The following is a 26,071-nucleotide window of genomic DNA, read 5'->3' as shown; positions in this document are numbered from 1 at the left end:
TCATCATCGGCGCGGATGGCGCCGAAACAGGCGCATGCCTGCCTGACTTATCGTATTGCATCACCAATACAGCTGTGGCATAAACTGCGCGGGGCAAGGGGATCGGTCTAGAAGGACGACCCCGATGTACAGTGAAAGCGACCTGCAAGCTGCGGTCGATGCAAAAGTGTTGACGCCGGAGGCCGCCGCGGCTTTCCGGTCGCACGTCGCGTCGGTTCGCGCCGCTCCCGGTGCCGATGAGGAGCATTTTCGCCTCATCACCGGATTCAACGACATCTTCGTCAGCATCGCCGCGGTGATCCTCCTCGTCGCCGTCGCGTGGATCGGAGAATCGATCCACAATGCCCTCGCGGGCGCATTTGTTGCGGCGTCTTCATGGTTTCTTGCGGAGTATTTCACGCGTAAGCGTCGCATGGCGCTTCCGAGCATCGTGCTGATGCTCGCCTTTGCCGGCGGCGTCGCCGCGACGATGGTCGGCTTCCTCGTTGCACATGGCGAAGCCCTGTTCGGCAGGAGTCCGGGCGAGACGCTCGGCGCGCTGCTTGCCGGCAGCATCGCGCTCGTCACAGCGGGCGCGACCTGGCTGCACTGGAGGCGCTTCATGGTGCCGATCACGGTCGCGGCAGGAACCGCGGCGCTCGCGGCGACGGCGGTTGCTCTGATACTGTCGCTCACCGGTGTCCCGCAGCATTCGCAGACGCTTGTAATGACACTGGTGCTCGTCGCCGGGCTCGGCGTTTTCGCGCTTGCAATGTGGTGGGATCGCAGCGACCGGACGCGCCAGACACGCCGTAGCGACGTTGCCTTCTGGCTCCATCTTCTTGCGGCGCCGATGATTGCGCATCCGATCTTCCACCTTCTCGGCGTAACGCAGGGCGACAATATCTCGAGCGGCGCGGCGGTGATGGTCGTGGCCATCTATGTGCTGTTCGGGCTGATCGCGCTCGCGATCGATCGACGGGCGCTGCTCGTCTCCGCGCTCGCCTATGTGCTCTTCGCGCTGACCCAGCTCTTCCAGACCTTCGGCGCGGTTGAACTCAACGTTGCACTGACCGCCTTCGTGATCGGCTCGGCGCTGCTGCTGCTTTCGGCTTTCTGGCAGAATGCGCGTGCAGCGGTGGTCGGGACGCTGCCCGCCAATCTTGCGAGCCAGCTGCCGGCGACGGTCAGCCCCCAACCAGCTTCATAAGCTTGCGTTCGACGGGGGCGAGCACATTCGATAGCTCGTCCCCGCGCTTCAGGATCGCCCCGCCCTCGGAGACCAGGGACCACATGCCCTGGCGGCTTCGCAAGGCGGGGCGCTTTTCGATGCGATACTCGGGGCGCTCGGCGGTCCGCCGAAAGGCGGAAAAGATCGCGACATCGCGCTGAAAATCCATCGCGTAGTCGCGCCACTTTCCGGCCGCGACCATGCGTCCGTAAAGATCGAGGATACGGGTCAACTCGTGCCGGTCGAAGCCCGTCTGGAGCGGCGCCGCGCGGAGTGAAGGCGGCAGAGGTGTCACCGTCCCCATCAGGCGCGCGTCCGGCTCCCCTTGCGCCGCGACGTGTCATTGCCCTCGGCATCGCGCTCGGCGATCAGCGCTGCGAGCTGCTTTTGCAATTGCTCAAGCTGGCACTGAAGGATCTCGATCTTCTGCGTCGCAGGGTCGAAGGTTTCGCTGCACGGCGTGCCATAGGGCACGAACTCGCGGGCATATTCAGCCGCGTCAACGAGCGTGGAGCGCGCGGGAATGCCGACCATCACCGCGCCTTCGGGCACGTCTTTGGTCACCACCGCATTGGCGCCGATGCGCGCGCGCGCGTGGACGGTGACCGGCCCCAGAATCTGCGCGCCAGAGCCTACGATCACGTCGTCGGCGAGCGTCGGATGACGCTTGCCCCCAATGCCATTGGCAGGGTCTGTGCCGCCCAGCGTCACGTCCTGGTAGATGGAGACATTGTCACCGATCTCTGCGGTTTCGCCGATGACGACGCCGAAACCGTGATCGATGAAGAGGTGGCGGCCGATCTTCGCCCCCGGGTGAATGTCGATCCCGGTGAGCCAGCGCGCAAGGTGATTGACGAAGCGCGCGAGAAAAAACAGGTCCGCCTCGAACAGCCAGTGCGCCACGCGGTGCATGCCGACCGCGAGCAGCCCCGGGTAGAGGAGGATTTCCCAGCGCGACCGCGGCGCAGGGTCGCGCGCCTTGATCGAATCGAGATAGGCGACCAGCCCGTTGAACATAGAATGTCCCCTGAGACCCTGTGGTTTGCCGCAAGATAGAGGCTGGCGTACCCTATTTCCACCCCTGGCGCATATTATTCGATCAGCGGCCCATGAGGCCTATGCGCAGCAGCAGCAATCCTTCGCGGCGCCAATGGCGCTCACCTGCGCGCGCCGCGATCGCCCCTGCCCAGCGATCGAGCATCAGCAAGGCGCGCGTTCCTGAAAAGGCCGCACGCGGCTGGGCGGGCTCGGCGCGGGCAGCAGCAAGCAGGTCCCGCGCCGCACTTTCCTCCTCCTGGAGCGCGGCGCTCCAGACGAGGCCCCATCGGCATCCCGCCGCCTCCGCGCCGCCAGAAAGGCTGAACAGCACCGCCCCAAAGGCTCGCGCGGCATCCCGGCGCGCCGGATCGCTATCGGCAAGGAGCGCCGCTTCCGCCGCATCGACAAGCGCGGCGAGCCCGCCCTCTCCGGCCCAGTTCGCCTGCAACTCGGCGAGCAGCGGCTCGCCCTTTGGCAGCGCGGCGGGATCGCTGGCCAGCAGCGCCATCATGTCACGCCACCAGGCAAGCTTGATCTGCCCGATCATCGGCTCGCGCGCATCCCGAAGCAGCCTGGTCAGCCGCTCGGCGAGCGCCCACAGCCCTGCGAGCGCCGCGCGCCGCGCGCGCGGTGCCGCGACCATCACGCGCGGGTCGCGAAGGTCCGGATAGAGGCTCGGAAGGGGTGCCGCTTCAGCTGTCATGCCGCCCTGCGTTAGAACCGAACGCACGCAATAAGAACAGCTCTCCCCAAGCTTGCCGAAAGAGTTTTTTCCCGTCGGCAAGCTCGGTGCGAGCGGACTTTGGGTGCGGCGCTGAAAATCAGCCCCGGTTGCAAACGGCCTTCACCGCCGCGATCACACGCGGGGTGTCGACCAGCGCCGCCTTTTCAAGATTTGCAGCGTAAGGCAGCGGCACATCCTCGTTGCAAACGCGCGTTACCGGGGCATCGAGGTCGTCGAAACCCTGCTCCATCGCGACCATCGCGAGCTCGCTCGCGATCGAGCAGACAGGCCAGCCTTCCTCGACGATGACGAGGCGGTTCGTCTTCTTGAGGCTCGCCAGAACCGTCTCGGTGTCGAGCGGACGCAGGGTCCGAAGGTCGATGACCTCGGCCTCGATCCCCTCGGCAGCCAATGCGTCGGCGGCTTCGAGCGCGAGCCCGACGCCGATCGAGTAGCTGACGATTGTGACGTCGCTGCCTTCGCGCATAATTCGGGCCTTGCCGATCGGCAGCACGAAATCCTCAACCTCGGGGACATCGAAACTGCGGCCGTAAAGAAGCTCGTTCTCGAGGAAGACGACAGGATCTTCGCTGCGGATCGCGGCCTTCAGCAGCCCCTTTGCATCGGCCGCATCATAGGGCGAGATCACGATGAGGCCCGGAACGCTTGCATACCAGGGCGCATAATTCTGACTGTGCTGCGCCGCGACGCGGCTCGCAGCGCCATTGGGACCGCGAAACACGATCGGACAGCGCATCTGGCCGCCCGACATATAGTTGGTCTTCGCCGCCGAGTTGATGATGTGATCGATCGCCTGCATCGCGAAGTTGAAGGTCATGAACTCGATGATCGGCCGAAGACCGCCCATCGCGGCACCGGTGCCGAGGCCGGCAAAGCCATATTCGGTGATCGGCGTGTCGACGACCCGCTTGTCGCCGAACTCGTCGAGCAGGCCTTGGGTAACCTTGTAGGCACCCTGATATTCGGCGACTTCTTCGCCCATCACGAAGATGCGCTCATCCTTGCGCATTTCCTCGGCCATGGCATCGCGCAGCGCTTCGCGCACGGTCAGCCGCTGCATGGCCGTGCCTTGCGGAATGTCTGGATCGGACGCCCGTTCCTTTGCCACAGGCTTCTCGGCGACAGGAACAGGTGCGGGCGTCGGATCGGGCTCGGCCGTCTCAGCGTCTGCAGCCGGAGCGGGAGCCGGCGCTGCGGCAGGCGCTGCAGCATCCTCGCCCTCGCCCGCGATCGTCGCGATCACGGTTCCGACCTTGACGTTGTCGGTGCCCTCGGGAACCAGGATCGAGGCGATTGTCCCCTCGTCAATGGCTTCGAATTCCATCGTCGCCTTGTCGGTCTCGATCTCGGCGAGAATGTCGCCTGACTTTACCGTGTCGCCTTCCTTGACGAGCCACTTGGCGAGCGTGCCTTCTTCCATCGTCGGCGAAAGCGCCGGCATCTTCAATTCGATCGCCATCTCAATATTGCTCCACCAGCACGTCGGTATAGAGTTCGGAAAGGTCGGGCTCAGGCGCACTTTCGGCAAAGTCGGCCGCGTCGCTCACGATCTGGCGGATCTCCTTGTCGATCTCCTTGAATTTGTCTTCGCTGATTCCAGCGTCCTGCATCAGCTTTTTCAGATGCTCGATAGCGTCACTCTTGTCGCGCACCGCCTGAACTTCCTCCCGGCTGCGATATTTGGCAGGGTCGGACATCGAGTGGCCGCGATAGCGATAGGTCTTGAGCTCGAGGAGGATCGGCCCCTTGCCCGCGCGCACCCATTCGAGCGCGGCTTCCGCCGCGCCGCGCACCGCGAGCACGTCCATGCCGTCGACCTGCATGCCGGGGATGCGGAAGCTCTCGCCGCGGCGATAGAGCTGGTCTTCGGCCGACGAGCGATTGACCGAGGTGCCCATCGCATATTGATTGTTCTCGATCACGAAAATGATCGGCAGTTTCCAGAGCTCGGCCATGTTGAAGCTCTCGTACACCTGGCCCTGGTTCGCCGCGCCGTCGCCGAAATAGGCCATGGCGACGCCGCCGTCCCCGCGATATTTGTGGGCAAAGGCAAGGCCCGTGCCGAGCGACACCTGCGCGCCGACAATGCCATGCCCGCCATAGAATTTATGCTCGACGCTGAACATGTGCATCGAGCCGCCCTTGCCCTTCGAAATGCCGGCCTGGCGTCCGGTGAGCTCGGCCATGATGACCTTGGGGTCGATGCCATAGGCGAGCATATGGCCGTGATCGCGGTAGCCGGTGATCACGCTGTCCTTGTCGCCGTCGAGCGCCGACTGCAGGCCCACTGCAACGGCTTCCTGGCCAATATAAAGATGACAGAAGCCGCCGATCAGGCCGAGACCATAAAGCTGACCGGCCTTCTCCTCAAAGCGGCGGATCAGCAGCATCTCGCGATAGAATTTTTCGAGTTCCTCAGGCGTCGCCTCATAGGGCGCAGGGTCGCGGGGCTTCTCGCGGTTCGGCGTGGGAGCGGGCGTGGAGGCGGATTTTTTTGGCGCGGTGGCATTGCGCGCGGGTGCTTTGGCCAAGGCGATTTCCTTTGCGTTTAGCCGTTACGGCAAGGCCCCCTATAGGGGCGCCCTGCCCTGTTTGGCAACTTTCGCCGGGACGGCGAGAGGCGGGCGCTCTACGTATGCAATTTCTGCAATCCAAAGCGCTGCAATCGGGCCATTTGTTCCCTCCGCACGATTGCATTTCGTGCAATCGCAGCCGCACCCCCGACCGACACGGGGGGCCGCCGCGATCCGGTCGCGGCGAGGCGCTATGAGGAGCGTGGTAACGCGGGGCCCGTCTGCGGGTTCGAATTCACCCGCGTTGAAAAGGAAACCCCGCGCTACGGGGAGCGGCGTGCCTTCAGGGCCTCTTGGCCCCGTCCATCGGGATTGCGATCTCGTCGGGGTGCATCACGCCAAGCTTTTCTCGCACATATTCGTCGGCGAGATCGGGATCGACCCGCCGTCGGTCGAGCAGGTTGACGCGGTTCTGAAGCTCGTTCTGCTTCTTCGTCAGTTCGCTCAGCACCACGCGCTTTTTCTCGACCGACTGACTATAGTCGCCCCAGGCGTAAAGACCGGTTGGGCCGAAGATGATATAGCCGATCATCGCCGCCACCGCGATCACCGCGATCGTCGGACCAATGGCCCGATCTACCGATTTGCGGAATTTGTGGCGCTGCGTCATCAGCGCCTTGAATCAGAGTTGATTCGCGGCGTCAAGCGGGATGCGGCCAGATTCAGAGCATCGGACCTGCAATCGTCGCGGCTACGGCCCGAAAGGGCGACGAAGCGAAGGCGAAGACCTCCACAAGGTGCAATGCCACCATCGCACCGCCGGCCTGCACATAGACGCGATGCGGGCGCCCGTATCGCAGCAGGTCGGCGAGCATCGCGATGAGGATCAGGGAGTCGGCGAGCAGGACCGAATAGAGGAAAAGCGGGTTGCCGACCTCCGGGAAATAGTGACGGAAGCGAAACCAGGCGGGGCCGAGCGAACCGATGAACGCAAGCAGCATGAGCCGCTTGTGAATGTCAGGGCGCCGGCGAAAATGGATCGCCGCCGCGACGAGGGTTGCAAATGCACTCATCTCCAGCTGCACGACGAGCAATTCGCCTTGCGCGCCGTCAAGATCGCCCGCTGCTGCCGTTCGGCGAGCCGCGAGCGTCGCGACGGCAATCGTCGACACCACGGCCCCTATGCCAAGCGCCGCCCCGATCCCGCCCAACCGCCGGTGCCAGACCAGCTTGCCGCGATTAACCAGCAACGTCTGGACCAGAAAGAAGGCGACCCAGCCAAAGAGCAGTGCAGCGTGCCCATATATGGCTGGATGCCCGCGAAAGGTGCCGGTGAGCAGCGGGTGAATGAAGGTCTTGGCAAAGCCCACCAACGCTGCCGCTGCCCCGACCCAGGCGAGGCCCAGGAACAGCCGCGACCGCGCGGCCGCAGGTACCCGCTCCTTCATCGGAAACCCCCCGTTCGCTATGCGAGGGCTCAGTCCTAGCGAATGCGGGGGCGCTGGCAACCCCCGCGCAAAGGCTCGGCGATCAACCGAAAATCGCCAGACCCGGATAGCGCGCCATGTCGCCCAGCTCTTCCTCGATCCGGATCAGCTGGTTGTATTTCGCGAGCCGGTCGGAACGCGCGAGGCTGCCGGTCTTGATCTGGCCGCAGTTGGTCGCCACCGCGAGGTCGGCGATCGTGGAATCCTCGGTTTCGCCCGAACGGTGCGACATCACTGCCGTGTAACGCGCGCGGTGGGCCATATCGACGGCATCAAGGGTTTCGCTCAACGTCCCGATCTGGTTGACCTTGACGAGCAGCGAGTTGGCAAGGCCGGTCTTGATGCCTTCCTCGAGCCGCGCCGGGTTGGTGACGAAAAGATCATCGCCGACGAGCTGGCACTTGTCGCCTATGAGGTCCGTCAACGCCTTCCAGCCCGCAAAATCATCCTCGCTCATCCCGTCCTCGATCGACTTGATCGGATAGTCCTTGACGAGCGCGGCGAGATATTCGGCCATTTGCTCAGGGGACAGCGAAAGCTTTTCCCCGCTGATCTCATATTTGCCGTCACGGAAGAATTCGGTCGCGGCGCAGTCGAGGGCCAGGACCACATCGCTGCCGAGCTTGAACCCCGCCTGATCGATCGATGCGGCAATGAAGTCGAGGGCGTCGCGGGTCGAGGCGAGGTTCGGCGCAAAACCGCCTTCGTCGCCGACTGCGGTCGCGAGCCCCTTTGCCGACAGGCCCTTCTTGAGCGTGTGAAATATCTCGCTTCCCCACCGCACCGCTTCGGCGATGCTGCCGGCGCCGACCGGCATGATCATGAATTCCTGAACGTCGATCGGATTGTCGGCATGTTCGCCGCCGTTGATGATGTTCATCATCGGCACGGGAAGCGTGCGCGCCGAGACGCCCCCGACATAGCGATAGAGCGGTAGCCCGCGCGCGTCGGCCGCGGCCTTTGCGGCGGCAAGGCTCACGCCGAGGATGGCGTTGGCGCCAAGACGGCCCTTGTTCGGCGTGCCGTCGAGGTCGATCATCGCCGTATCGATCTCGCGCTGGTCCTCGGCATCGAGGCCGATCAGCGCATCGGCGATTTCGGTGTTCACGGCATCGACCGCTTTGGTCACCCCCTTGCCGAGATAGCGCGCCTTGTCGCCATCGCGCAGCTCGACCGCCTCATGCGCGCCGGTCGAAGCGCCCGAGGGAACCGCTGCGCGACCGAAGCTGCCGTCCTCGAGAAGCACATCGACTTCGACAGTGGGATTGCCGCGGCTGTCGAGGATTTCGCGGCCGTGAATGTCGATGATGGCGGTCATGAAAAAAGGTCCTGCTGGGGGCCGCGAACGGGCCGGGTGAATGGGCGCGTGCCTGTTATCGGTGGCTGCATGAGAGCGCAAGACGCATAGGAATTTTGCGGTGCTATGGAACCATTGGACGCGCCTTGCTATATATTCGAACAGGACCAAAAAGGGATGCGCACGACCGGCAGGCGTGACGCCCGGAACGAGAAGAGGACATGATGATGGCAAAGGCCGCAACTCCCGCCACGAAGAAAGCCGCTGCACCCCGTCCCAAGGCGCCTGCGAAGGCGGGCGCGACCAAGGCGGCTCCCGCCGTCAAGCCCGCTACCGTCAAGACTGCAAAAGAGCGCCCGATCCGCGACCAGCTCGCCGCGACGCGCGAAACGATCAAATCCGAAGCGTCGAAGAAGGCCGCCTCTTTGAAAGGCGAAGCATCGACGCTGGCGGGCCAGGCTTCGGCAAAAGCGCGCGATGCTGCGAGCCGGGGCAAGGACAAGGCCGCCGAGGCCGTTGGCAGCCTTGCCAAGATGCTCGAGGACAGCGCTGGCACTGTCGACAGCAAGTTCGGCAAGCAATATGGCGATTATGCCCGTTCGGCTGCCTCGACCGTGGCAGGTCTTGCCTCTACGCTCGACCAGAAGGATCTCGACGAACTCGCCGCGTCCACGCGTGACTTTGTCAAGAAAAGCCCGGCGGTCGCCGTTGGGGCCGCGGCAGTGCTCGGATTCGTGCTCGCCCGCATGCTGAAGGGCGGATCGAACAACGGCTGATCCCTTGTCGTCCCCAGCACCCGACACCCCGCCGCCGTCCGAGCGCGGCTTCGATGGTGTGAGCCACGGCTATGCACCCGACGGGCGTCCCGTGACACCGCCGCCGGTGCCGCTCGACAAGATCGTCGGCGATGTGGTCGATGATCTGCGCGCGGCAGCAGAAGCGGAAGTCGCGCTCTTCAAGGCGCGCGGCGCGCTCGCCTATCACGGGACGGTCTGGTCGTCGGCGTGGGGTTTCATCGCGCTCTGCGCGCTGCTGGTTGCGATGCTGGCGCTCGCATTTGGTGCCATCCTGGTTCTGGCGCAGAATGTCGGCCCGCTTCTCGCGACGCTCATCGTGGTGGCGCTGCTGCTGCTTGTCGCGGGCCTTGCGGCTTGGCGCGCGCGAACTCGCTTCGACGACGTCAAGGCGGCGTTTCGCGATGATCTGCTTGCACGGGGAGAGGAATGATGCGGCCCTCGCGCGCTCGTCTCATCAACGCCGCACGCCGCTCGATGATCCAGCGCGCCGAACTGCGGCGTAAGCTGCAAGTTGCCGGCGACGCCCTGAAGCCCGGATCGCTTCTCGACCGCGGGAAATATCGTGTCGGTGAGAAGGTCGACGATGCAGCGCATATGGTGCGCGAGCAGTTCCGCGAAAATCGTCTGCCGATCGCCCTCGCCGCGATGGCCGGGATCGCCTGGCTGTTTCGTGAGCCGCTCAAGGAGCATGTTCCGCGCCTCGGCCGGAAGGTGCGCGACCTCGCCGAGGGGGCGTTCGCCCATTTGCAGCCCTCGCCCTCAGAAAACCAAGCGGCCGATGAAGCCGAAAGCCTCGTGGAGGAAGATGATGAAGCCCCTCAGTGAAACCGCTCGCGACACGCGCGCAAAAGCAAGCGAGTTCGCGGAGAAGACCGCTGACAGCGCGAAGGCAGCCGCCGAGGCGGCGCGCGCACGGTTGCAGGACGGCTATGACCGCGCCCGCGAGGCGACGGGCGAGCTTGCCGCAAAGGGCCGCGAGCAGGCCGACGCTGCCCGCGAAGCGGCCGGCCAGGCCTATGAAAGGGGGAAGGCACAGGCGAAGCGTGCAAGCAGCAGGCTCAAGGATGTTGCCGAAAAGCAGCCGATCGCACTCGTCGCCGGGGCCGCCGCGGTCGGCGCCTTGCTCGGCTCGCTATTGCCCAAGTCAAACAGCAAGGACGATTGATCTGCTTGCCGCAAGGGCGCAGCGCTGTTAGGGGGCGCCCCATTCCTCCCCCGCGCACTGCGCCAAGGACAGCATCATGAGCAAATTGCACCTCGTTTTCGGCGGACGCGTCAGCGATCCGCAAGGCCTCGATTTCGTCGACCTCACCGCGCTCGACGTCGTCGGGTTGTTTCCCGATTACAAGTCAGCCGAAAAGGCCTGGCGCGCTGCCGCGCAGCGCACCGTGGACGACGCGGAAATGAAATATGTCGTCGTGCATCTCCACAAGCTCTTGCAACCCGACGCCGACGTCTGAACGCTTAGCGGAAATTGTCGGCGTAAGCCTGGATCTTGAGGGTTCGGGTCGGGGTCGGCACGACTTCGGCTTCAATCCCGTTGCGCTCGGCATAGGCGAGCGCCGCCTCGCGGGTCGCAAAACCGAGGCGGATCTGCCGGCGCGTGTCGCCGCTGCCTGCCCAGCCCATCAGCGGGTCAGCCTTGCGCGGTTCGGCGGGTGCGAATTCCAGAATCCAGCGCTGCGTTCCGGCGCGGCCCGACTGCATCGCATTCTTGGGTTTCTGGAAAATCCGCGCTTTCATCGCTCGTCCTCGTAAGTGCTTTCGATGCCGCCGCCTTAGCCGTTCCAATCCGGCGCGGAAAGAGGCTATTGCGCATCACGCCGTGCCTGCGCGGCCTTGGTGAGCAGGGTTGGCCGCGCGCGCGCCGGGTCATCGGGCCAGCTATGTTTCGGATAACGACCGCGCATCTCACGCGCCACATCGTGCCAGCTTCCGCCCCAGAAACCCTCAATATCGCGCGTGGTCTGGATCGGGCGGTGGGCTGGCGAGGTTAGCGCGAGGATGAGCGGCACCGGCGGCTCGCCGACGCTCGGATGCCGCGCGAGCCCGAACAATTCCTGCACCCGCACGCTCACCGTCGGCCCGCCCTCGGCGCCATAATCGATCGGGTGACGGCTCCCCGCTGGCGTCATATATTCGGCGGGCGCGCGCTTTTCGAGCAATTGGCGTGCCGGCCAGTCGAGGAGGCCCATCAGCGCGTCGACCAGCCTGCGATCGGGAATGTCGCGCAGTCCTCGGCTTTCAGCGAGGAGCGGGGCGAGCCAGAGGTCGAGGCTGTCGGCAAGCGCAACTGAGGAGAGGATGTCGAGCCCCGCAAACGATGCACGCTGGCGAAGCGCCTGCGACGCCCGCCCCCAGCCGATCACTCCCAGTCCCTTGTCGCGTACGGCCGCGAGGCGCACCGCCACATCATCTTCCGCCCCTTCGCTGGGCCCCGCCTTGCCGCTTGCAAGGGTGATCGCACCGAGCCGCCGTTCGCGGCGATGGTCGACGCGGTCGCTTGCTGCGTCGTAGCGGCTCGCCGCGTGGGCGACGATTCGGTCAGCGAACAGCGCCTCGATCTCACTGGCGTCGATCGGCGCCGCTGCGAGAATGCGCACCCCTGCTGCATGCCCCTGCGCGTCAGCGATAGCGAGCCATTCGCTGTTCGCGAGCGGTTCGGCGGGGTCGAGCCGATAGGCGCGCCCGCCAACGCTCAGATATTCGCCCCTTTGTCCTGAACGCGCGCGCGCAACCCGGTCAGGCCAGGCGGTCGCGATCCAGCCGCCAATCGAACGTGAGGGCTGCTGATCCCTCCTCGCCGCGAGCCGTCCAGCAAGGGCCGCGAGCCGCCGTGCGAGCCGCCCCGCGCCCTCGCTGCGCTCACCCTTCGCACCGCGCCAGCGCTGCAGGCGCGCCTCGACATCAACCGCGCGCCCGCCCAGACCCGGCTCGGTGAGCAGCACGCAGAGCCGGGCCGCAAGCTCGGCCTCCCCTGCCGCGGCGGCGTCGAGCAGCATGTGCGCGAGCGGCACGGGTAGCGGCACTGCGGCGAGCGTCTTGCCGTGGGCGGTGATCCGGCCATCCTCGCCGAGCGCGCCGATTGCGATCAGCCGCGCCTTCGCCTCGGTGATGGCGGCAGGCGACGGCGGGTCCAGCCATCCGAGCTGGCGGGGATCAACAATCCCCCAGCTCGCGCAGTCGAGGACGAGCGGCATCAGGTCATTCTCATGGATCTCGGGCGGGTCGAAGGGCGGCATGCCCGCGGTCGCCGGGGCTTCCCACAAGCGGTAAGCGACCCCCGGCCCCTGCCGCGCCGCGCGGCCCGCCCGCTGCGTGGCCGAAGCCTGGCTCGCCCGCTCGGTAACGAGCCGCGCAATCCCCGCCGCCTTGTCAAAGCGGGGACGGCGTGAGAGGCCGGCGTCGATGACGATCCGTACCCCGTCGATGGTGAGGCTGGTCTCGGCGATGCTCGTCGCGAGGATCAGCTTGCGCTGGCCATCAGGGTCGCGGACGAGCGCCTTGCGCTGCAGCGCGGGATCGATCTGTCCGTGGAGTCGGTGGACGACAAGGGGGAGGCGCGCTTCGTCGACCGCCGCCGCCGTGCGCTCGATATCGGCAGCGCCGGGCAGGAAAGCGAGTATGTCGCCCTCGGCTTCGTCGGCGAGCGCCTGGCGGACGGCTGCGAGGACGCTCGCCTCGAGCCGGTCCTCGGCACGGCGGCCGAGGTGCCGAAGGCCGAGCGGCCAGCTCTGGCCCTCGCTCTTGACGAGAGGCGCATCACCGAGAAGCGCGCCAAAGCGGGCGCCATCGAGCGTTGCCGACATGGCAACGAGGCGAAGATCATCACGCAAGCCCTGCTGGGCGTCGATGGCGAGCGCCAGCGCAAAATCTCCATCGAGGCTACGCTCGTGCACCTCGTCGAACAGCACTGCGCTCACCCCGGCAAGCTCAGGGTCCGCCAGAATGCGGGTGCGGAAGAGCCCAGGCGTCATGACGAGAAGGCGCGTTGCACCCGACTGCCTGCTATCGAGCCGCGTCGCATAGCCAATGAGCCCCCCCACGGGCTCGCCCCTTTCCTCCGCGATGCGTTCGGCCGCGGCGCGAGCCGCAAGACGCCGGGGCGAGAGGAGCCACACCGCGCCGTTGCACCATGGCTGGTCGAGGAGCGCCGGGGCAATGCGCGTGGTCTTGCCCGCCCCCGGGGGCGCAACGACGACGAGACTGGGCTTGAGCGTCAACGCCGCGAGGATATCGGGCAGGACGGCGTCGATAGGAAGCGGCTGGCGCGCGGCGGCCATCGCTTCCTCAATAGGCGCGGGCGACCGCGAAGGCGACAGCTTCGGTCAACGCCGCCTTCGCCTGGCTCGCGCGGAAGCCGCCGATCGCGTCGACCGCGCGCTGGCCATAGTGACGCGCCCGCGCGAGGGTGTCCGCGATGGCATCATGCTTCAGGAGCAGCGCCTTCGCCTCCAGAAGGTCAGCGTCAGAGGCGCGATGGCCGATGATTGCCTGCTTCCAGAATTCGCGTTCCTCCGCGCTCCCCCGGGCATAGGCAAGGATGACGGGCAGCGTCACCTTCCCGTCGCGAAAGTCATCGCCGACGCCCTTCCCCATCGTTTCGGCGTCGGACACATAGTCGATCGCATCGTCGACGAGCTGGAAGGCGATGCCGAGGTTGCGGCCATAGGCGTCGAGCGAAGCCTCGGTCGCCTCGTCGCGCTCGGCGACCACTGCGGCAATCTTGCACGCCGCGGCGAAGAGCTCGGCGGTCTTGGCGTTGATGATCGCAAGATACTGATCTTCGCTCGTCTCGATCCGGCGCTGCGCGGAGAGCTGGTTGACCTCGCCCTCGGCAATCACCGCCGACGCACGCGAGAGTATCTTGAGCACCTTCAGCGATCCGTCTTCGACCATCACCTCAAAAGCGCGGCTGAAGAGGAAGTCGCCGACGAGAACCGAGGCGCTGTTACCCCAGATCATGTTTGCGGTCTGCCGCCCCCGGCGCAGGTCCGACTTGTCGACGACATCGTCGTGGAGCAGGGTCGCGGTGTGGATGAATTCGACCGCGGCGGCGAGCTTGCAGTGCCGGTGTCCCGGATAGTCGAGCAATTGCCCGCAGGCGAGCGTCAGCATGGGGCGCATCCGCTTCCCGCCGCCGGCGATAAGATGCCCAGCGAGCTCGGGGATCAGCGGGACTTCCGACTGCATGCGGTCGAGAATGACCGCGTTCACCTCATTCATGTCGGCGGCGACGAGCGCCATCATCGGGTCGAGCGAGGGCGGGCGATCCCCGTGGAGCTGATGGATTTCCGCAGTCATGGCGAGCGCTCCCTTGGCCGCGCGGGGGGCAATTTGCAACGACTTTCGGCTTGCCAGCGCCCCCGTTGCAGTGCCAAGCGTGCCGCGAACGAGAGGAGCCGCCCGCCCGATGGACGACCAGTTGAGCCGTTTTCGCCAGAGTATCGACAATATCGATGCCGCGCTCGTCTATATGCTCGCCGAACGCTTCAAGGTGACGAAGGCGGTTGGCGAGCTCAAGGCGACGATGGACCTTCCCCCCGCCGACCCCGACCGCGAGGCGCGGCAGATCGAACGCCTGCGCCGGCTCGCGCGCGATGCGGATCTTGACCCCGAATTCAGCGAGAAATTCCTGCGCTTCATCATCGATGAGGTGATCCGCCATCACGAAAAAGCGAAGCGGGAGAAAGAGGCATGACGCATCCCATATTCGAGCGCTGGCCAGCGCAGCATCCCGATCGCCTCCAGCTCTTCTCGGCGCCAACCCCCAACGGGGTGAAGGTCGGCATCATGCTCGAGGAAACGGGCATTGCCTACGAGCCGCACCGGATCGATATCATGGCAAACGAAAGCCACGATCCCGCTTTCCTCGCGCTCAATCCCAATGGCAAGATTCCCGCGATCTACGACCCCACCGGGCCGAACGGCACACCGCTGGCGCTGTTCGAATCGGGCGCGATCCTTATTTATCTTGCCGACAAGACAGGGCAGTTCCTCGCCTCCGATCCGAACGCGCGTTACGAAACGATCCAGTGGCTGATGTGGCAGATGGGCGGCGTCGGACCGATGTTCGGGCAGCTTGGCTTTTTCCACAAATTTGCCGGCAAGGATTATGAAGACAAGCGCCCGCGTGACCGCTACGCGGCCGAATCCGCGCGCCTGCTCGGGGTCCTCGACGCGCGGCTCGCTGAGCGCTCCTGGGTTATGGGCGATGATTACAGCATTGCCGACATCTCGCTGCTCGGCTGGGTGCGCAATCTGATCGGCTTTTATGAAGCGGGCGACATTGTCGGGTTCGACCGTTTCGTTCACGTCCAGCGGTGGCTCGGCGCGGGCCTGGCGCGGCCAGCTGTACAGCGCGGCCTCGAAGTGACTGCGGCTTAAGGCACGACCAGCCTCCGCCGGCACGGGGCGCGGCCCGTTCAGGGTCTCTGGCCTGCGAAGCTGCCGCCAGATCCAACGAAGCCCCGCCGGAGCGCTCCGCCGGGGCTCCTCTCATCACGCCATCTGCAAGGGGCGATTATTCCCCTCGCCTTCGTCTTCGCGGAGCAAGCGCCGATGTCATGGATCAGGGGAAGAGAAGCGCGTCCGCTCAGAGTGCAGCGCATCCACGCAGGCTGCTGCGCAGCACGGCAGGCGCGCCGGCGAGCGAAGCTTCGCCTTCGTGCCGTCCGTCGATACGCAGCATCACTGTCCCGCGCTGCTGCATGAGCAGCGGGATGAGCTGCGACCCCGTGATGCCGCCGATCCATTGCCGGCCCTCAGAATTGGCTCGCCGTACCGGAACATGGACGAGCCTGCCCGAAAAATTCCACGACAAGGTCATTGCGCTTCCGGAAAGCGGCTTGTTGAGCAGCAAGGCCATGAACGGCTTCCCGCCCTCGCAATAAAGCCCGAGCGATTCGATCGTCGGCGAGGCGGCAGCGCTCACATAGGCGAGCGGCGCGCGTCCCGCGACCGGCACCACTTCCCACGGTGTGCCAGGCAAGGGTACGGCGGTTTCCGGCGGACTATTGTCGAGCAAGGTCCTGACCGCAGGCGGGAGAGGCAGCCGTCCTGCCCTGCCAGGCGAATAGACCGTCAGTTTACCCCTTTCCCAAAGTCCCACTTCGACCGCCCGGCGGGAGGGATCGACAAGCACATAGGCCTGCTCCACCCCGCCCTGGTGCTGGGCATTGCCGGTCAGATAATAGATATTGCCGGCGCGCCCGAGCGGCGCCGCGACCGAAAGATTGGCTTGGAGGATCGGCATCTTGGGACCCATCAGCGCTTTCAGTGCCGCAGCAATCGCTCCCCGATCGAAGATATCGATATTGTCCGCGGCGTAGCTTCCGGGAAATTTTCCGACGAGGCCAGCAAGATTGGTCCACTCCGCTGCTACGCCCTGCACCGAGGCCGCGGAAGCCGGTTGCGCCGGCAGGGAAGCCTTGGCAGGGGCGCTGCCCTCGCAGAGGGTGAAGAGACCGCCATTGGTAAAGGCGGCGTGGAAGGGCTCTGCCGCCTTCCCGCGCGGCAGGTCAGCCTCGAAGCGGATGACGCCGCGCCGCTCGTCGTCGTTCACATACATCAGGACGCGCCCCAAGTCGCTGTCGCTCAGCGGAAATGGGTAGAAGACCGCCATGATGCCCTCATAATGCTGTCCCCAGAAGCTCACCGCATAATCGACGCGAGGCGGCCTTCGCTCCTGCCCGATGGCGCGGAATGTCATGCCCTTTTCGTCGATGGTAACACTGGGCTGCTTCGCGCAGTCCCCGCGCGGGGCGTAGCTGCCGAAGAGATGGTCGACGCCCTGGTCCTTGAAGCTGGTCAGCGGAACGGCCCATGCCGAGGTGGACATGGCACCAACAAGCCCCAGGAGGGCGACCCCCGGTATCGTGCGTCCAAGACCAGGTCTGGCGTCTCGAAGTATTTTGGCGATCACCGTCCATGCCCCTCCATGTCGTTACCAGGACATACAACCAGACGCAGCAGTAAACATCAAGTCGCACCAAATATTGGCCTCACTTGCCGGGAAAATATTTGGCCCGCCCCTCGCGATCCTGGGTTTCAAGTCCGGCAAGCCGATCCCACGTGCGCGCCGGGGGGCAATGGCCATCTTGCTGGTTTCCAGCTCTGCGAACGGGGGCGAAAAACCGGGTGCCCGCCGCCCGGTGAAGACGACCAGATTTCCCTGAAAATCGATATGCGTGAATGCCGGGGATGCAGCCAGACCAATTTCAGACATGAAAAAGCCCCGCCAGGTCAGGGACCGGCGGGGCTTGTTTCTTACGCGAGCGTGGATGCGAGACGCTTATTCCTCGCTCTCACCCTCCGGGCGCTCTTCGACCATCACGTCGTCGGTCGTAAAGTCCTCGCCCTGCACCGCGCCGAGCGGGTCGTCGCCCATCGCAGCTTCAGGTCCCTGCTGGAGTTCAGCCTCATGCTCCTCGGCCGCGGTCTGCGGCGCGATCAGATGCTCCTGGTTCGCGGCGCGCATGGCGGCGCGAAGCGCGGCATCCTTCGACGAGGCGGTGACGCGGACGCGGTTCATGGCAGCGCCGGTGCCCGCCGGGATGAGACGGCCGACGATGACATTTTCCTTGAGGCCCATCAGCGAGTCGACCTTGCCCTGCACCGACGCTTCGGTGAGGACGCGTGTCGTTTCCTGGAAGGACGCGGCCGAGACGAAGCTGCGCGTCTGCAGGCTCGCCTTGGTGATGCCGAGGAGAACCGGGCGCCCTTCGGCGGGCTTGGCATTCTTCGGCAGCTTCGCGTTATACTCCATCATCTCCAGATAATCGAGCTGTTCGCCCGGCAGCAGCGTGGTGTCGCCGCCGTCGGTGATCTCGACCTTCTGCAGCATCTGGCGAACGATCACCTCGATGTGCTTGTCATTGATCTTCACGCCCTGGAGTCGATAGACTTCCTGGATTTCCGCGACGAGATATTCAGCGAGCGCCTCGACGCCCATGACATCGAGAATGTCGTGCGGGTTCGGCGAGCCAGAGATCAGCGCGTCGCCGCGCTTCACATAGTCGCCTTCCTGCACTTCCAGGACCTTTGACTTGGGAATCAGATACTCGATCGGATCACCTTCCTCAGGCACGATCGCTATCTTGCGCTTCGCCTTGTAATCCTTGACGAATTCAATGCGGCCGCTGATCTTCGCGATGACGCTGTTGTCCTTCGGAATGCGCGCTTCAAAGAGCTCGGCCACACGCGGCAGACCGCCGGTGATGTCGCGCGTCTTCGATGCCTCGCGGGTGACACGGGCAAGAACGTCGCCGGCCTTCACTTCCTGGCCGTCTTCGACCGACAGCATCGTGCCGACCGCGAGCAGATAGCGCGCAGCCTCGCCCGAGGCGTCGTCGAGCAGGGTCAGGCGCGGCTGAAGGTCTTCCTTCTTGCCGCGGCCAGCCGCACGATATTCGATCACGACGCGCTGCGCGATGCCGGTCGCTTCGTCGACCTGTTCGATCAGCGTCTTGGAATCGATCAGGTCCTGATACTTCACGACACCGTTCTTTTCCGTGATCAGCGGCATGGTGAACGGATCCCATTCGGCGATCCGGTCGCCCTTCTTCACCTTTTCGCCGTCCTTGTGCATGATCTGCGCACCATAGGGCAGCTTGTGGGTCGCACGCTCGCGGCCCTCGCTGTCGATGACCGCGATTTCGCCCGAACGCGACAGCGCCAAGCGGCGACCGCGCTGGTCGACAATCGTCGCCATGTCGCGATATTCGATCGTGCCGTCCGAGATGGCCTCGAGGTTCGACTGCTCGTTGACCTGCGCCGCGCCGCCGATGTGGAAGGTCCGCATCGTCAGCTGCGTGCCGGGCTCACCGATCGACTGGGCGGCGATGACGCCCACGGCCTCGCCGATGTTCACCGGCGTGCCGCGTGCAAGGTCGCGGCCGTAGCATTTGGCGCAGACCCCCATCGTCGCTTCGCAGACGAGCGGGCTGCGGATCTTGACGGCCTGAACTTCGGCTTCCTCGATCTTCGCGACCATCGCTTCGTCGAGCAGTGTGCCCACCGGAGCGATGACATTGCCATCCTTGTCGGCGACGTCCTCGAGCGTGGTGCGGCCGAGGATACGCTCGCCGAGCGAGGCGATCGTCGAACCGCCCTGAACGATCGCGCGCATTTCCATGCCGCGTTCGGTGCCGCAGTCATCCTCGATCACGACACAGTCCTGCGACACGTCCACGAGACGGCGGGTAAGATAACCCGAGTTCGCCGTCTTGAGCGCCGTGTCAGCCAGACCCTTGCGCGCACCGTGGGTCGAGTTGAAATACTCAAGAACGGTCAGGCCCTCCTTGAAGTTCGAGATGATCGGCGTCTCGATGATTTCGCCCGACGGCTTGGCCATCAGGCCGCGCATGCCGGCAAGCTGCTTCATCTGGGCCTGCGAACCACGCGCACCCGAGTGCGCCATCATGTAGATGGAGTTGATCGGGGCGAGACGGCCGTCGTCGAGCTTCGGCGTCGCGCGGATTTCCTCCATCATCGCATTCGCGACCTTGTCGCCGCACTGCGACCAGGCGTCGATCGCCTTGTTGTACTTTTCCTGCTGCGTGATCAGACCATCCTGATACTGCTGCTCGAAGTCCTTCACGAGCGCGCGGGTTTCGTCGACCAGCTTTTCCTTCGACGCCGGGATGATCATGTCATCCTTGCCGAAGGAGATGCCCGCCTTGAACGCGTGGCGGAAGCCCAGCGCCATGATGGCGTCGGCAAACAGAACGGTCTCTTTCTGGCCGGTGTGACGATAGACCTGGTCGATCACGTCGCCGATTTCCTTCTTGGTGAGAAGGCGGTTGACGACGTCGAAGGGTACGGTGTGCGACTTCGGCAGGCATTCACCGATCAGCATGCGGCCCGGAGTGGTCTCGAACCGCTTCAGATACTCATTGCCATCCTCGTCGGTCTGCGGGACGCGGCTGATGATCTTCGAGTGCAGCGTAACCGCCCCCGTGTAGAGCGCCTGGTGCACCTCGGCCATGTCGGCAAGCAGCATCCCCTCGCCCGGCTCGCCTTCGCGCTCGAGCGAGAGATAGTAAAGACCGAGCACCATGTCCTGCGAGGGCACGATGATCGGCTTTCCGTTCGCGGGGCTGAGGATGTTGTTGGTCGACATCATCAGCACGCGGGCTTCAAGCTGGGCCTCGAGGCTCAGCGGCACGTGGACCGCCATCTGGTCGCCGTCGAAGTCAGCGTTGAACGCGGCGCAGACCAGCGGGTGAAGCTGGATCGCCTTACCCTCGATCAGCACCGGCTCGAACGCCTGGATGCCGAGGCGGTGGAGCGTCGGGGCGCGGTTCAAGAGGACCGGGTGCTCGCGGATCACTTCGTCGAGGATATCCCAGACTTCCTTGCGTTCCTTTTCGACCCACTTTTTCGCCTGCTTGAGGGTCATCGAGAGACCCTTGGCGTCAAGGCGCGCGTAGATGAACGGCTTGAACAGTTCGAGCGCCATTTTCTTGGGCAGGCCGCACTGGTGCAGCTTGAGTTCGGGACCGGTCACGATCACCGACCGGCCCGAATAGTCGACGCGCTTGCCGAGCAGGTTCTGACGGAAGCGACCCTGCTTGCCCTTCAGCATGTCCGAGAGGCTCTTCAGCGGACGCTTGTTGGCGCCCGTGATGGTGCGGCCGCGGCGGCCATTGTCGAACAGCGCATCGACCGCTTCCTGCAGCATGCGCTTCTCGTTGCGGACGATGATGTCCGGCGCGCGCAGTTCCATTAGCCGCTTCAAGCGATTGTTCCGGTTGATGACGCGGCGATAGAGGTCGTTGAGGTCGGACGTCGCGAAGCGGCCGCCATCAAGCGGCACCAGCGGGCGCAGCTCAGGCGGAATCACCGGCACGACTTCGAGGATCATCCACTCGGGGCGATTGCCCGATTCGATGAAGCTCTCGACAACCTTCAGGCGCTTGATGATCTTCTTGGGCTTGAGCTCCGACTTGGTCGTGGCGAGCTCTTCCATGAGGTCGACGCGTTCCTGTTCGAGATCGAGATTCTCGAGAAGCACGCGGATCGCCTCGGCGCCGATACCGGCCGAGAAGGCATCTTCGCCATATTCGTCCTGCGCATCGAGCAGTTCATCTTCGGTCAGGAGCTGGAACTTCTCGAGCGGGGTCAGGCCAGGCTCAAGAACGATATAGGCCTCGAAATAGAGGACGCGCTCGAGCTGCTTGAGCTGCATGTCGAGCAGCAGGCCGATACGCGAGGGCAGCGACTTCAAGAACCAGATGTGCGCAACCGGCGCAGCGAGCTCGATATGACCCATGCGCTCGCGGCGAACCTTGGTCACCGTGACTTCGACACCGCACTTCTCGCAGACGATGCCCTTGTATTTCATGCGCTTATACTTGCCGCACAGGCACTCATAATCCTTGATCGGGCCAAAGATGCGCGCGCAGAAGAGGCCGTCACGCTCGGGCTTGAACGTGCGGTAGTTGATCGTCTCGGGCTTCTTGATCTCGCCGAACGACCAGGAGCGGATACGCTCGGGGCTCGCGATGCCGATCTTGATCATGTCGAAGGTTTCGGGCTTCGCGACCGGGTTCATGAAGTTGGTAAGCTGGTTCATATATCTGCTCCATCTTCCCCTCCCGCGCAGAGGCGAGAGGGGTGAGGAAAAATCTTATTCGGCGGCTTCGGGAAGGGCTTCAGGACCTTCGTCAGGATCTTCGTCCGAATAGGACGAAAGCTCGACGTTGAGCCCCAGCGAGCGCATTTCCTTGACGAGCACGTTGAAACTTTCGGGAATGCCGGCCTCGAACGTGTCATCGCCCTTGACGATGGCTTCGTAGACCTTGGTGCGGCCGATCACGTCGTCGGACTTCACCGTCAGCATTTCCTGCAGCGTATAGGCCGCGCCATAGGCCTGGAGCGCCCAGACCTCCATTTCCCCGAAGCGCTGGCCACCGAACTGCGCCTTACCGCCCAGCGGCTGCTGGGTGACGAGGCTGTACGGCCCGATCGAGCGCGCGTGAATCTTGTCGTCAACAAGGTGGTGGAGCTTCAGCATGTAGATGTAGCCCACGGTCACCTTGCGGTCGAACTTGTCGCCGGTGCGCCCGTCATAAAGGTCCGACTGGCCCGAGGAGTCGAGACCCGCCAGCGTCAGCATGTTCGACACATCGGCTTCCTTGGCGCCGTCGAACACCGGCGTCGCGAAGGGCACGCCGACCTTCAGGTTCGACGCCAGCTCGACGATGTTGTCCGCATCCCGCGAGCGGATGTCATCCACATATTCCGAGCCATAGACGCGTTCGAGCGTCTCGCGCACAGCTTCGGGCATCTGGCCGCCGGTCGCGTCGGGGTTGGCATCGCGCCAATCCTCCAGCGCCTGCGTGACCTGCCGTCCAAGTCCGCGCGAGGCCCAGCCAAGGTGGGTCTCGAGGATCTGCCCGACGTTCATGCGCGAGGGCACACCCAGCGGATTGAGCACGATGTCGACCGGCGTCCCGTCTTCGAGGAACGGCATGTCCTCGTTCGGCAGGATGCGGCTGATGACGCCCTTGTTGCCGTGACGGCCGGCCATCTTGTCGCCCGGCTGCAGCTTGCGCTTCACCGCGACGAAGACCTTGACCATCTTGAGCACGCCCGGCGCGAGCTCGTCGCCCCGCTGCAGCTTCTCGACGCGGTCTTCATACTTCGCGTTGATCCGCTTGATCGCGTCGTCGTACTGCGCCTTGATCGCCTCGAGCGCGGTCTGCGCCTTGTCGTCGACAACGGCGAGCTTCCACCAGTCGGCGCGGTCGAGACCCGTCAGCATCTCCTCGGTGACCACGTCGCCCTTCTTCAGACCCTTCGGGACCGCGCTGGTCGTCTGACCGATCAGAAGGTCCTTGAGGCTCGAGAAGGTCGCGCGGTTGAGGATCGCGCGCTCGTCGTCGGCGTCCTGCTTCAGACGCTCGATCTCTTCGCGTTCGATCGCGATGGCGCGCTCGTCCTTGTCGATACCGTGACGGTTGAAGACGCGAACCTCGACGACGGTGCCCGAGACGCCCGGGGGCAGGCGGAGCGAGGTGTCGCGCACATCGCTTGCCTTTTCACCGAAGATCGCGCGGAGCAGCTTTTCTTCGGGCGTCATCGGCGATTCACCCTTGGGGGTGATCTTGCCGGCGAGAATGTCGCCGGGACCGACTTCGGCGCCGATATAGACGATGCCCGCCTCGTCGAGGTTGCGCAGCGCCTCCTCGCCGACGTTCGGAATGTCGCGGGTGATGTCCTCAGGACCAAGGCGCGTGTCGCGCGCGGTGACCTCGAATTCCTCGATGTGGATCGAGGTGAAGACGTCATCCTTCACGATACGCTCGGAGATGAGGATCGAGTCCTCATAGTTGTAACCGTTCCACGGCATGAACGCGACGAGCACATTCTTGCCGAGCGCCAGTTCGCCAAGCTCGGTCGACGGGCCGTCGGCGATGATGTCGCCGGCGCGCACGATGTCGCCCACCTTTACCAGCGGACGCTGGTTGATACAGGTGTTCTGGTTCGAGCGCTGGAACTTCTGCAGGCGATAGATGTCGACGCCCGACCTGCCCGGCTCGACCATGTCGGTGGCGCGGATCACGATACGGGTCGCGTCGACCTGGTCGATCACGCCGCCGCGGCGCGCCGCGATCGCCGCGCCCGAATCGCGCGCGACGGTGCCTTCCATGCCCGTACCGACGACCGGAGCCTCGGCGCGAAGCAGCGGGACTGCCTGACGCTGCATGTTCGATCCCATGAGCGCGCGGTTGGCGTCGTCGTTCTCGAGGAACGGGATCAGCGAGGCCGCAACCGAAACAAGCTGCTTTGGCGACACGTCCATCAACGTGATCTGGTCGCGCGGCGCCATCAGGAACTCGCCGGCTTCACGCGCCGAGATCAGCTCGTCGATGAAGCTGCCGTCCGGGTTGAGGTCGGCGTTCGCCTGCGCGACGGTGTGCTTCTGCTCCTCCATCGCCGACAGATAGACAACCTCGTTGGTCACCTTGCCGTCAATGACCTTGCGGTACGGCGTTTCGATGAAGCCATATTTGTTGACGCGCGCGAAGGTGGCAAGGCTGTTGATCAGACCGATGTTCGGGCCTTCCGGCGTCTCGATCGGACAGATACGGCCATAGTGCGTCGGGTGAACGTCGCGGACTTCGAAGCCAGCGCGCTCGCGGGTCAGACCGCCCGGCCCGAGCGCCGAGACGCGGCGCTTGTGGGTGACTTCCGAGAGCGGATTCGTCTGGTCCATGAACTGCGAGAGCTGCGACGAACCGAAGAACTCGCGCACCGCGGCAACCGCAGGCTTGGCGTTGATGAGGTCGTTCGGCATGACGGTCGACACGTCGACCGAGCTCATGCGCTCCTTCACCGCGCGCTCCATGCGCAGCAGGCCGACGCGATACTGGTTTTCAAGCAGCTCGCCGACCGAACGAACGCGGCGGTTGCCGAGATTGTCGATGTCGTCGATCTCGCCCTTGCCGTCCTTGAGGTTCACCAGCTCCTTGACCACGGCGAGGATATCCTCGGCGCGAAGCGTGGTGACCGTGTCCTCGGCATCGAGACCAAGGCGCATGTTGAGCTTGACGCGGCCAACGGCTGAAAGGTCGTAACGCTCGGGATCGAAGAAGAGACCCGCGAACAGCGCTTCGGCGGTTTCGCGCGTCGGCGGCTCGCCGGGGCGCATCACGCGATAGATATCGCTCAGCGCCTGATCGCGGTCCTCGGCCTTGTCGGCCTTCAGCGTGTTGCGGATCCAGGGACCGGTGTTGTTGTGGTCGATGTCGAGCAGCACGAGCTTGTCGATGCCCGCAGCGTCGAGCTTCTCGAGATTTTCGGCGGTCACCTCGTCGCCCGCCTCGATGTAGATCTCGCCGGTTGCTTCGTTGATGAGGTCATAGGCCGAATAGCGGCCGAAGATTTCCTCGGTCGGGATGAGGAGCGTGTCGAGCCCGTCCTTCGCGGCCTTGTTGGCAAGGCGCGGACTGATCTTGTGCCCTGCCGCGAAGACGACTTCGCCGGTCTTGGCATCGACCACGTCGAATGCGGGCTTCGAGCCACGCCAGTTTTCGACGACGAAGGGAACCTTCCAGCCATTCTCGGCGCGCTCGAAGACGAGGCGGTCGTAGAAGTGATTGAGGATTTCCTCGCCCGACATGCCGAGCGCATAGAGGAGGCTCGTAACCGGCAGCTTGCGCTTGCGGTCGATGCGGACATTGACGATGTCCTTGGCGTCGAATTCGAAGTCGAGCCACGAACCGCGATAAGGGATGACGCGCGCGGCGAACAGGAACTTGCCCGAAGAGTGGGTCTTGCCGCGGTCATGGTCGAAGAGCACACCCGGCGAACGGTGCATCTGCGACACGATAACGCGCTCGGTTCCGTTGACGAAGAAGGTGCCGTTCTCGGTCATGAGCGGCATGTCGCCCATGTAGACGTCCTGCTCCTTGATATCGAGCACCGAGCGGGTGTCGGTTTCGCTGTCGACTTCAAAGACGATCAGGCGCAGCGTCACCTTCATCGGCGCCGCATAGGTGATACCGCGCTGGCGGCACTCCTCGACGTCATATTTCGGGTCTTCGAGTTCATAGTGGACGAAGTCGAGCTCGGCGGTGCCGGCGAAGTCACGGATCGGGAATACGCTGCGGAGCGTCTTCTCGAGACCCGACACGTAGCCGACCGAGGGGTCGGAGCGCAGGAACTGCTCATAGGATTCGCGCTGCACCTCGATGAGGTTGGGCATTTCCACCGCTTCGTGGATATTGCCAAACAGCTTGCGGATACGCTTGCTAGCGGTTGCTTCGAGGGCCGTGCCCACCGATGTCGCCTTGGTCGCCATATGTGATTGTCTCGCCTCAAAAAAATCAAATCGCGAGCGCCATAGAGACGCAAAAAGGCCGCGACCAACCGTTGCCGGCTTACCGCAGCTTCTCAACGCATCTCGAAATCCCCGACGCCCTATTCGTGGAACCCGCTGCGCAAGATCGGGCCCGTCCCGGACGGAAGGGTGTGA

Annotated in this window: 23 protein-coding genes; 8 read left to right on the top strand and 15 right to left on the bottom strand. The window is 64.4% G+C overall.

Annotated elements, in window-relative coordinates; genetic code table 11:
- Nucleotides 1–124: 124 nt before the first annotated feature.
- The gene (locus tag LH20_RS07535) at nt 125–1,189 is read left to right on the top strand and encodes a hypothetical protein (protein WP_053553682.1); all 1,065 of its coding nucleotides are present in this window, start codon (nt 125–127) and stop codon (nt 1,187–1,189) included.
- Here the strand turns inward: LH20_RS07535 and LH20_RS07530 are convergent.
- From LH20_RS07530 to eno, 8 genes are all read right to left on the bottom strand, one after another.
- The gene (locus tag LH20_RS07530; RefSeq protein ID WP_053553681.1) at nt 1,167–1,514 is read right to left on the bottom strand and encodes a DUF2794 domain-containing protein; all 348 of its coding nucleotides are present in this window, start codon (nt 1,512–1,514) and stop codon (nt 1,167–1,169) included. The genes LH20_RS07535 and LH20_RS07530 overlap by 23 nt on opposite strands.
- A complete protein-coding gene (cysE, locus tag LH20_RS07525) occupies nt 1,514–2,227 on the bottom strand; it encodes a serine O-acetyltransferase (protein WP_053553680.1) in 714 nt (237 codons plus the stop codon). The genes LH20_RS07530 and cysE overlap by 1 nt, the downstream gene beginning before the upstream one ends.
- An 82-nt stretch (nt 2,228–2,309) precedes the next feature.
- Nucleotides 2,310–2,951 (bottom strand): hypothetical protein, encoded by a 642-nt coding sequence (locus LH20_RS07520; RefSeq protein WP_053553679.1) that lies wholly within the window; start codon nt 2,949–2,951, stop codon nt 2,310–2,312.
- 118 nt (nt 2,952–3,069) lie between these two features.
- The gene (locus tag LH20_RS07515) at nt 3,070–4,452 is read right to left on the bottom strand and encodes a pyruvate dehydrogenase complex E1 component subunit beta (RefSeq protein ID WP_053553678.1); all 1,383 of its coding nucleotides are present in this window, start codon (nt 4,450–4,452) and stop codon (nt 3,070–3,072) included.
- Between the two features lies 1 nt (nt 4,453).
- Nucleotides 4,454–5,524: a pyruvate dehydrogenase (acetyl-transferring) E1 component subunit alpha gene (gene pdhA / locus LH20_RS07510; protein WP_053553677.1), complete on the bottom strand. Its 1,071-nt coding sequence runs from the start codon at nt 5,522–5,524 to the stop codon at nt 4,454–4,456.
- 325 nt (nt 5,525–5,849) lie between these two features.
- Complete coding sequence (locus tag LH20_RS07505) at nt 5,850–6,176, bottom strand: FtsB family cell division protein (protein WP_053553676.1); 327 nt, start codon at nt 6,174–6,176, stop codon at nt 5,850–5,852.
- 52 nt (nt 6,177–6,228) lie between these two features.
- Nucleotides 6,229–6,954, bottom strand: a complete 726-nt coding sequence (locus LH20_RS07500) for a hypothetical protein (protein WP_053553675.1) — start codon at nt 6,952–6,954, stop codon at nt 6,229–6,231.
- An 82-nt stretch (nt 6,955–7,036) separates the two neighbouring features.
- The gene (gene eno / locus LH20_RS07495) at nt 7,037–8,311 is read right to left on the bottom strand and encodes a phosphopyruvate hydratase (RefSeq protein ID WP_053553674.1); all 1,275 of its coding nucleotides are present in this window, start codon (nt 8,309–8,311) and stop codon (nt 7,037–7,039) included.
- 206 nt (nt 8,312–8,517) lie between these two features.
- Between eno and LH20_RS07490 the strand changes: the two genes are divergently transcribed.
- The 5 genes from LH20_RS07490 to LH20_RS07470 all read left to right on the top strand — a co-directional run bounded on the left by LH20_RS07490 (nt 8,518) and on the right by LH20_RS07470 (nt 10,547).
- The gene (locus LH20_RS07490) at nt 8,518–9,066 is read left to right on the top strand and encodes a hypothetical protein (RefSeq protein ID WP_053556159.1); all 549 of its coding nucleotides are present in this window, start codon (nt 8,518–8,520) and stop codon (nt 9,064–9,066) included.
- Between the two features lie 4 nt (nt 9,067–9,070).
- Complete coding sequence (locus LH20_RS07485) at nt 9,071–9,517, top strand: phage holin family protein (RefSeq protein WP_053553673.1); 447 nt, start codon at nt 9,071–9,073, stop codon at nt 9,515–9,517.
- Complete coding sequence (locus LH20_RS07480; protein WP_053553672.1) at nt 9,517–9,912, top strand: hypothetical protein; 396 nt, start codon at nt 9,517–9,519, stop codon at nt 9,910–9,912. The genes LH20_RS07485 and LH20_RS07480 overlap by 1 nt, the downstream gene beginning before the upstream one ends.
- The gene (locus tag LH20_RS07475) at nt 9,896–10,252 is read left to right on the top strand and encodes a hypothetical protein (RefSeq protein WP_053553671.1); all 357 of its coding nucleotides are present in this window, start codon (nt 9,896–9,898) and stop codon (nt 10,250–10,252) included. Before LH20_RS07480 ends, LH20_RS07475 begins: the two co-directional genes overlap by 17 nt.
- A 76-nt stretch (nt 10,253–10,328) precedes the next feature.
- Nucleotides 10,329–10,547, top strand: a complete 219-nt coding sequence (locus LH20_RS07470) for a DUF4170 domain-containing protein (RefSeq protein ID WP_053553670.1) — start codon at nt 10,329–10,331, stop codon at nt 10,545–10,547.
- Nucleotides 10,548–10,551: 4 nt separating this feature from the next.
- On the opposite strand, the gene LH20_RS07465 is transcribed toward LH20_RS07470, so the two are convergent.
- The 3 genes from LH20_RS07465 to LH20_RS07455 form a co-directional block, all read right to left on the bottom strand.
- Nucleotides 10,552–10,830 carry an ETC complex I subunit gene (locus LH20_RS07465; protein ID WP_053553669.1) on the bottom strand — a complete coding sequence of 93 codons (279 nt, stop codon included), beginning with the start codon at nt 10,828–10,830 and terminating at the stop codon, nt 10,552–10,554.
- Between the two features lie 65 nt (nt 10,831–10,895).
- Nucleotides 10,896–13,370 carry an ATP-dependent helicase HrpB gene (gene hrpB / locus LH20_RS07460; RefSeq protein ID WP_053553668.1) on the bottom strand — a complete coding sequence of 825 codons (2,475 nt, stop codon included), beginning with the start codon at nt 13,368–13,370 and terminating at the stop codon, nt 10,896–10,898.
- Nucleotides 13,371–13,377: 7 nt separating this feature from the next.
- The gene (locus tag LH20_RS07455; protein WP_053553667.1) at nt 13,378–14,391 is read right to left on the bottom strand and encodes a polyprenyl synthetase family protein; all 1,014 of its coding nucleotides are present in this window, start codon (nt 14,389–14,391) and stop codon (nt 13,378–13,380) included.
- Between the two features lie 109 nt (nt 14,392–14,500).
- On the opposite strand from LH20_RS07455, the gene LH20_RS07450 reads away from it, so the two are divergent.
- Nucleotides 14,501–14,788 carry a chorismate mutase gene (locus LH20_RS07450; RefSeq protein ID WP_053553666.1) on the top strand — a complete coding sequence of 96 codons (288 nt, stop codon included), beginning with the start codon at nt 14,501–14,503 and terminating at the stop codon, nt 14,786–14,788.
- The gene (locus LH20_RS07445) at nt 14,785–15,474 is read left to right on the top strand and encodes a glutathione S-transferase N-terminal domain-containing protein (protein ID WP_053553665.1); all 690 of its coding nucleotides are present in this window, start codon (nt 14,785–14,787) and stop codon (nt 15,472–15,474) included. Before LH20_RS07450 ends, LH20_RS07445 begins: the two co-directional genes overlap by 4 nt.
- 208 nt (nt 15,475–15,682) lie before the next feature.
- Here the strand turns inward: LH20_RS07445 and LH20_RS07440 are convergent, their stop codons facing one another.
- The 4 genes from LH20_RS07440 to rpoB form a co-directional block, all read right to left on the bottom strand.
- Nucleotides 15,683–16,927: a hypothetical protein gene (locus tag LH20_RS07440; RefSeq protein WP_235527148.1), complete on the bottom strand. Its 1,245-nt coding sequence runs from the start codon at nt 16,925–16,927 to the stop codon at nt 15,683–15,685.
- 105 nt (nt 16,928–17,032) lie between these two features.
- Complete coding sequence (locus LH20_RS23480; protein WP_158501117.1) at nt 17,033–17,314, bottom strand: hypothetical protein; 282 nt, start codon at nt 17,312–17,314, stop codon at nt 17,033–17,035.
- A gap of 66 nt (nt 17,315–17,380) precedes the next feature.
- On the bottom strand, nt 17,381–21,664 hold the full coding sequence (gene rpoC, locus LH20_RS07435) for a DNA-directed RNA polymerase subunit beta' (protein WP_053553664.1): 4,284 nt from the start codon (nt 21,662–21,664) through the stop codon (nt 17,381–17,383).
- A gap of 54 nt (nt 21,665–21,718) precedes the next feature.
- Complete coding sequence (gene rpoB / locus LH20_RS07430) at nt 21,719–25,897, bottom strand: DNA-directed RNA polymerase subunit beta (protein WP_053553663.1); 4,179 nt, start codon at nt 25,895–25,897, stop codon at nt 21,719–21,721.
- Between the last annotated feature and the right edge of the window lie 174 nt (nt 25,898–26,071).

Origin of the sequence: Sphingopyxis sp. 113P3, assembly GCF_001278035.1 — a bacterium.
Classification (GTDB): domain Bacteria; phylum Pseudomonadota; class Alphaproteobacteria; order Sphingomonadales; family Sphingomonadaceae; genus Sphingopyxis.
Note: the sequence above shows the minus strand (reverse complement) of the source record. Positions and strands in the feature narration are given on the sequence as shown.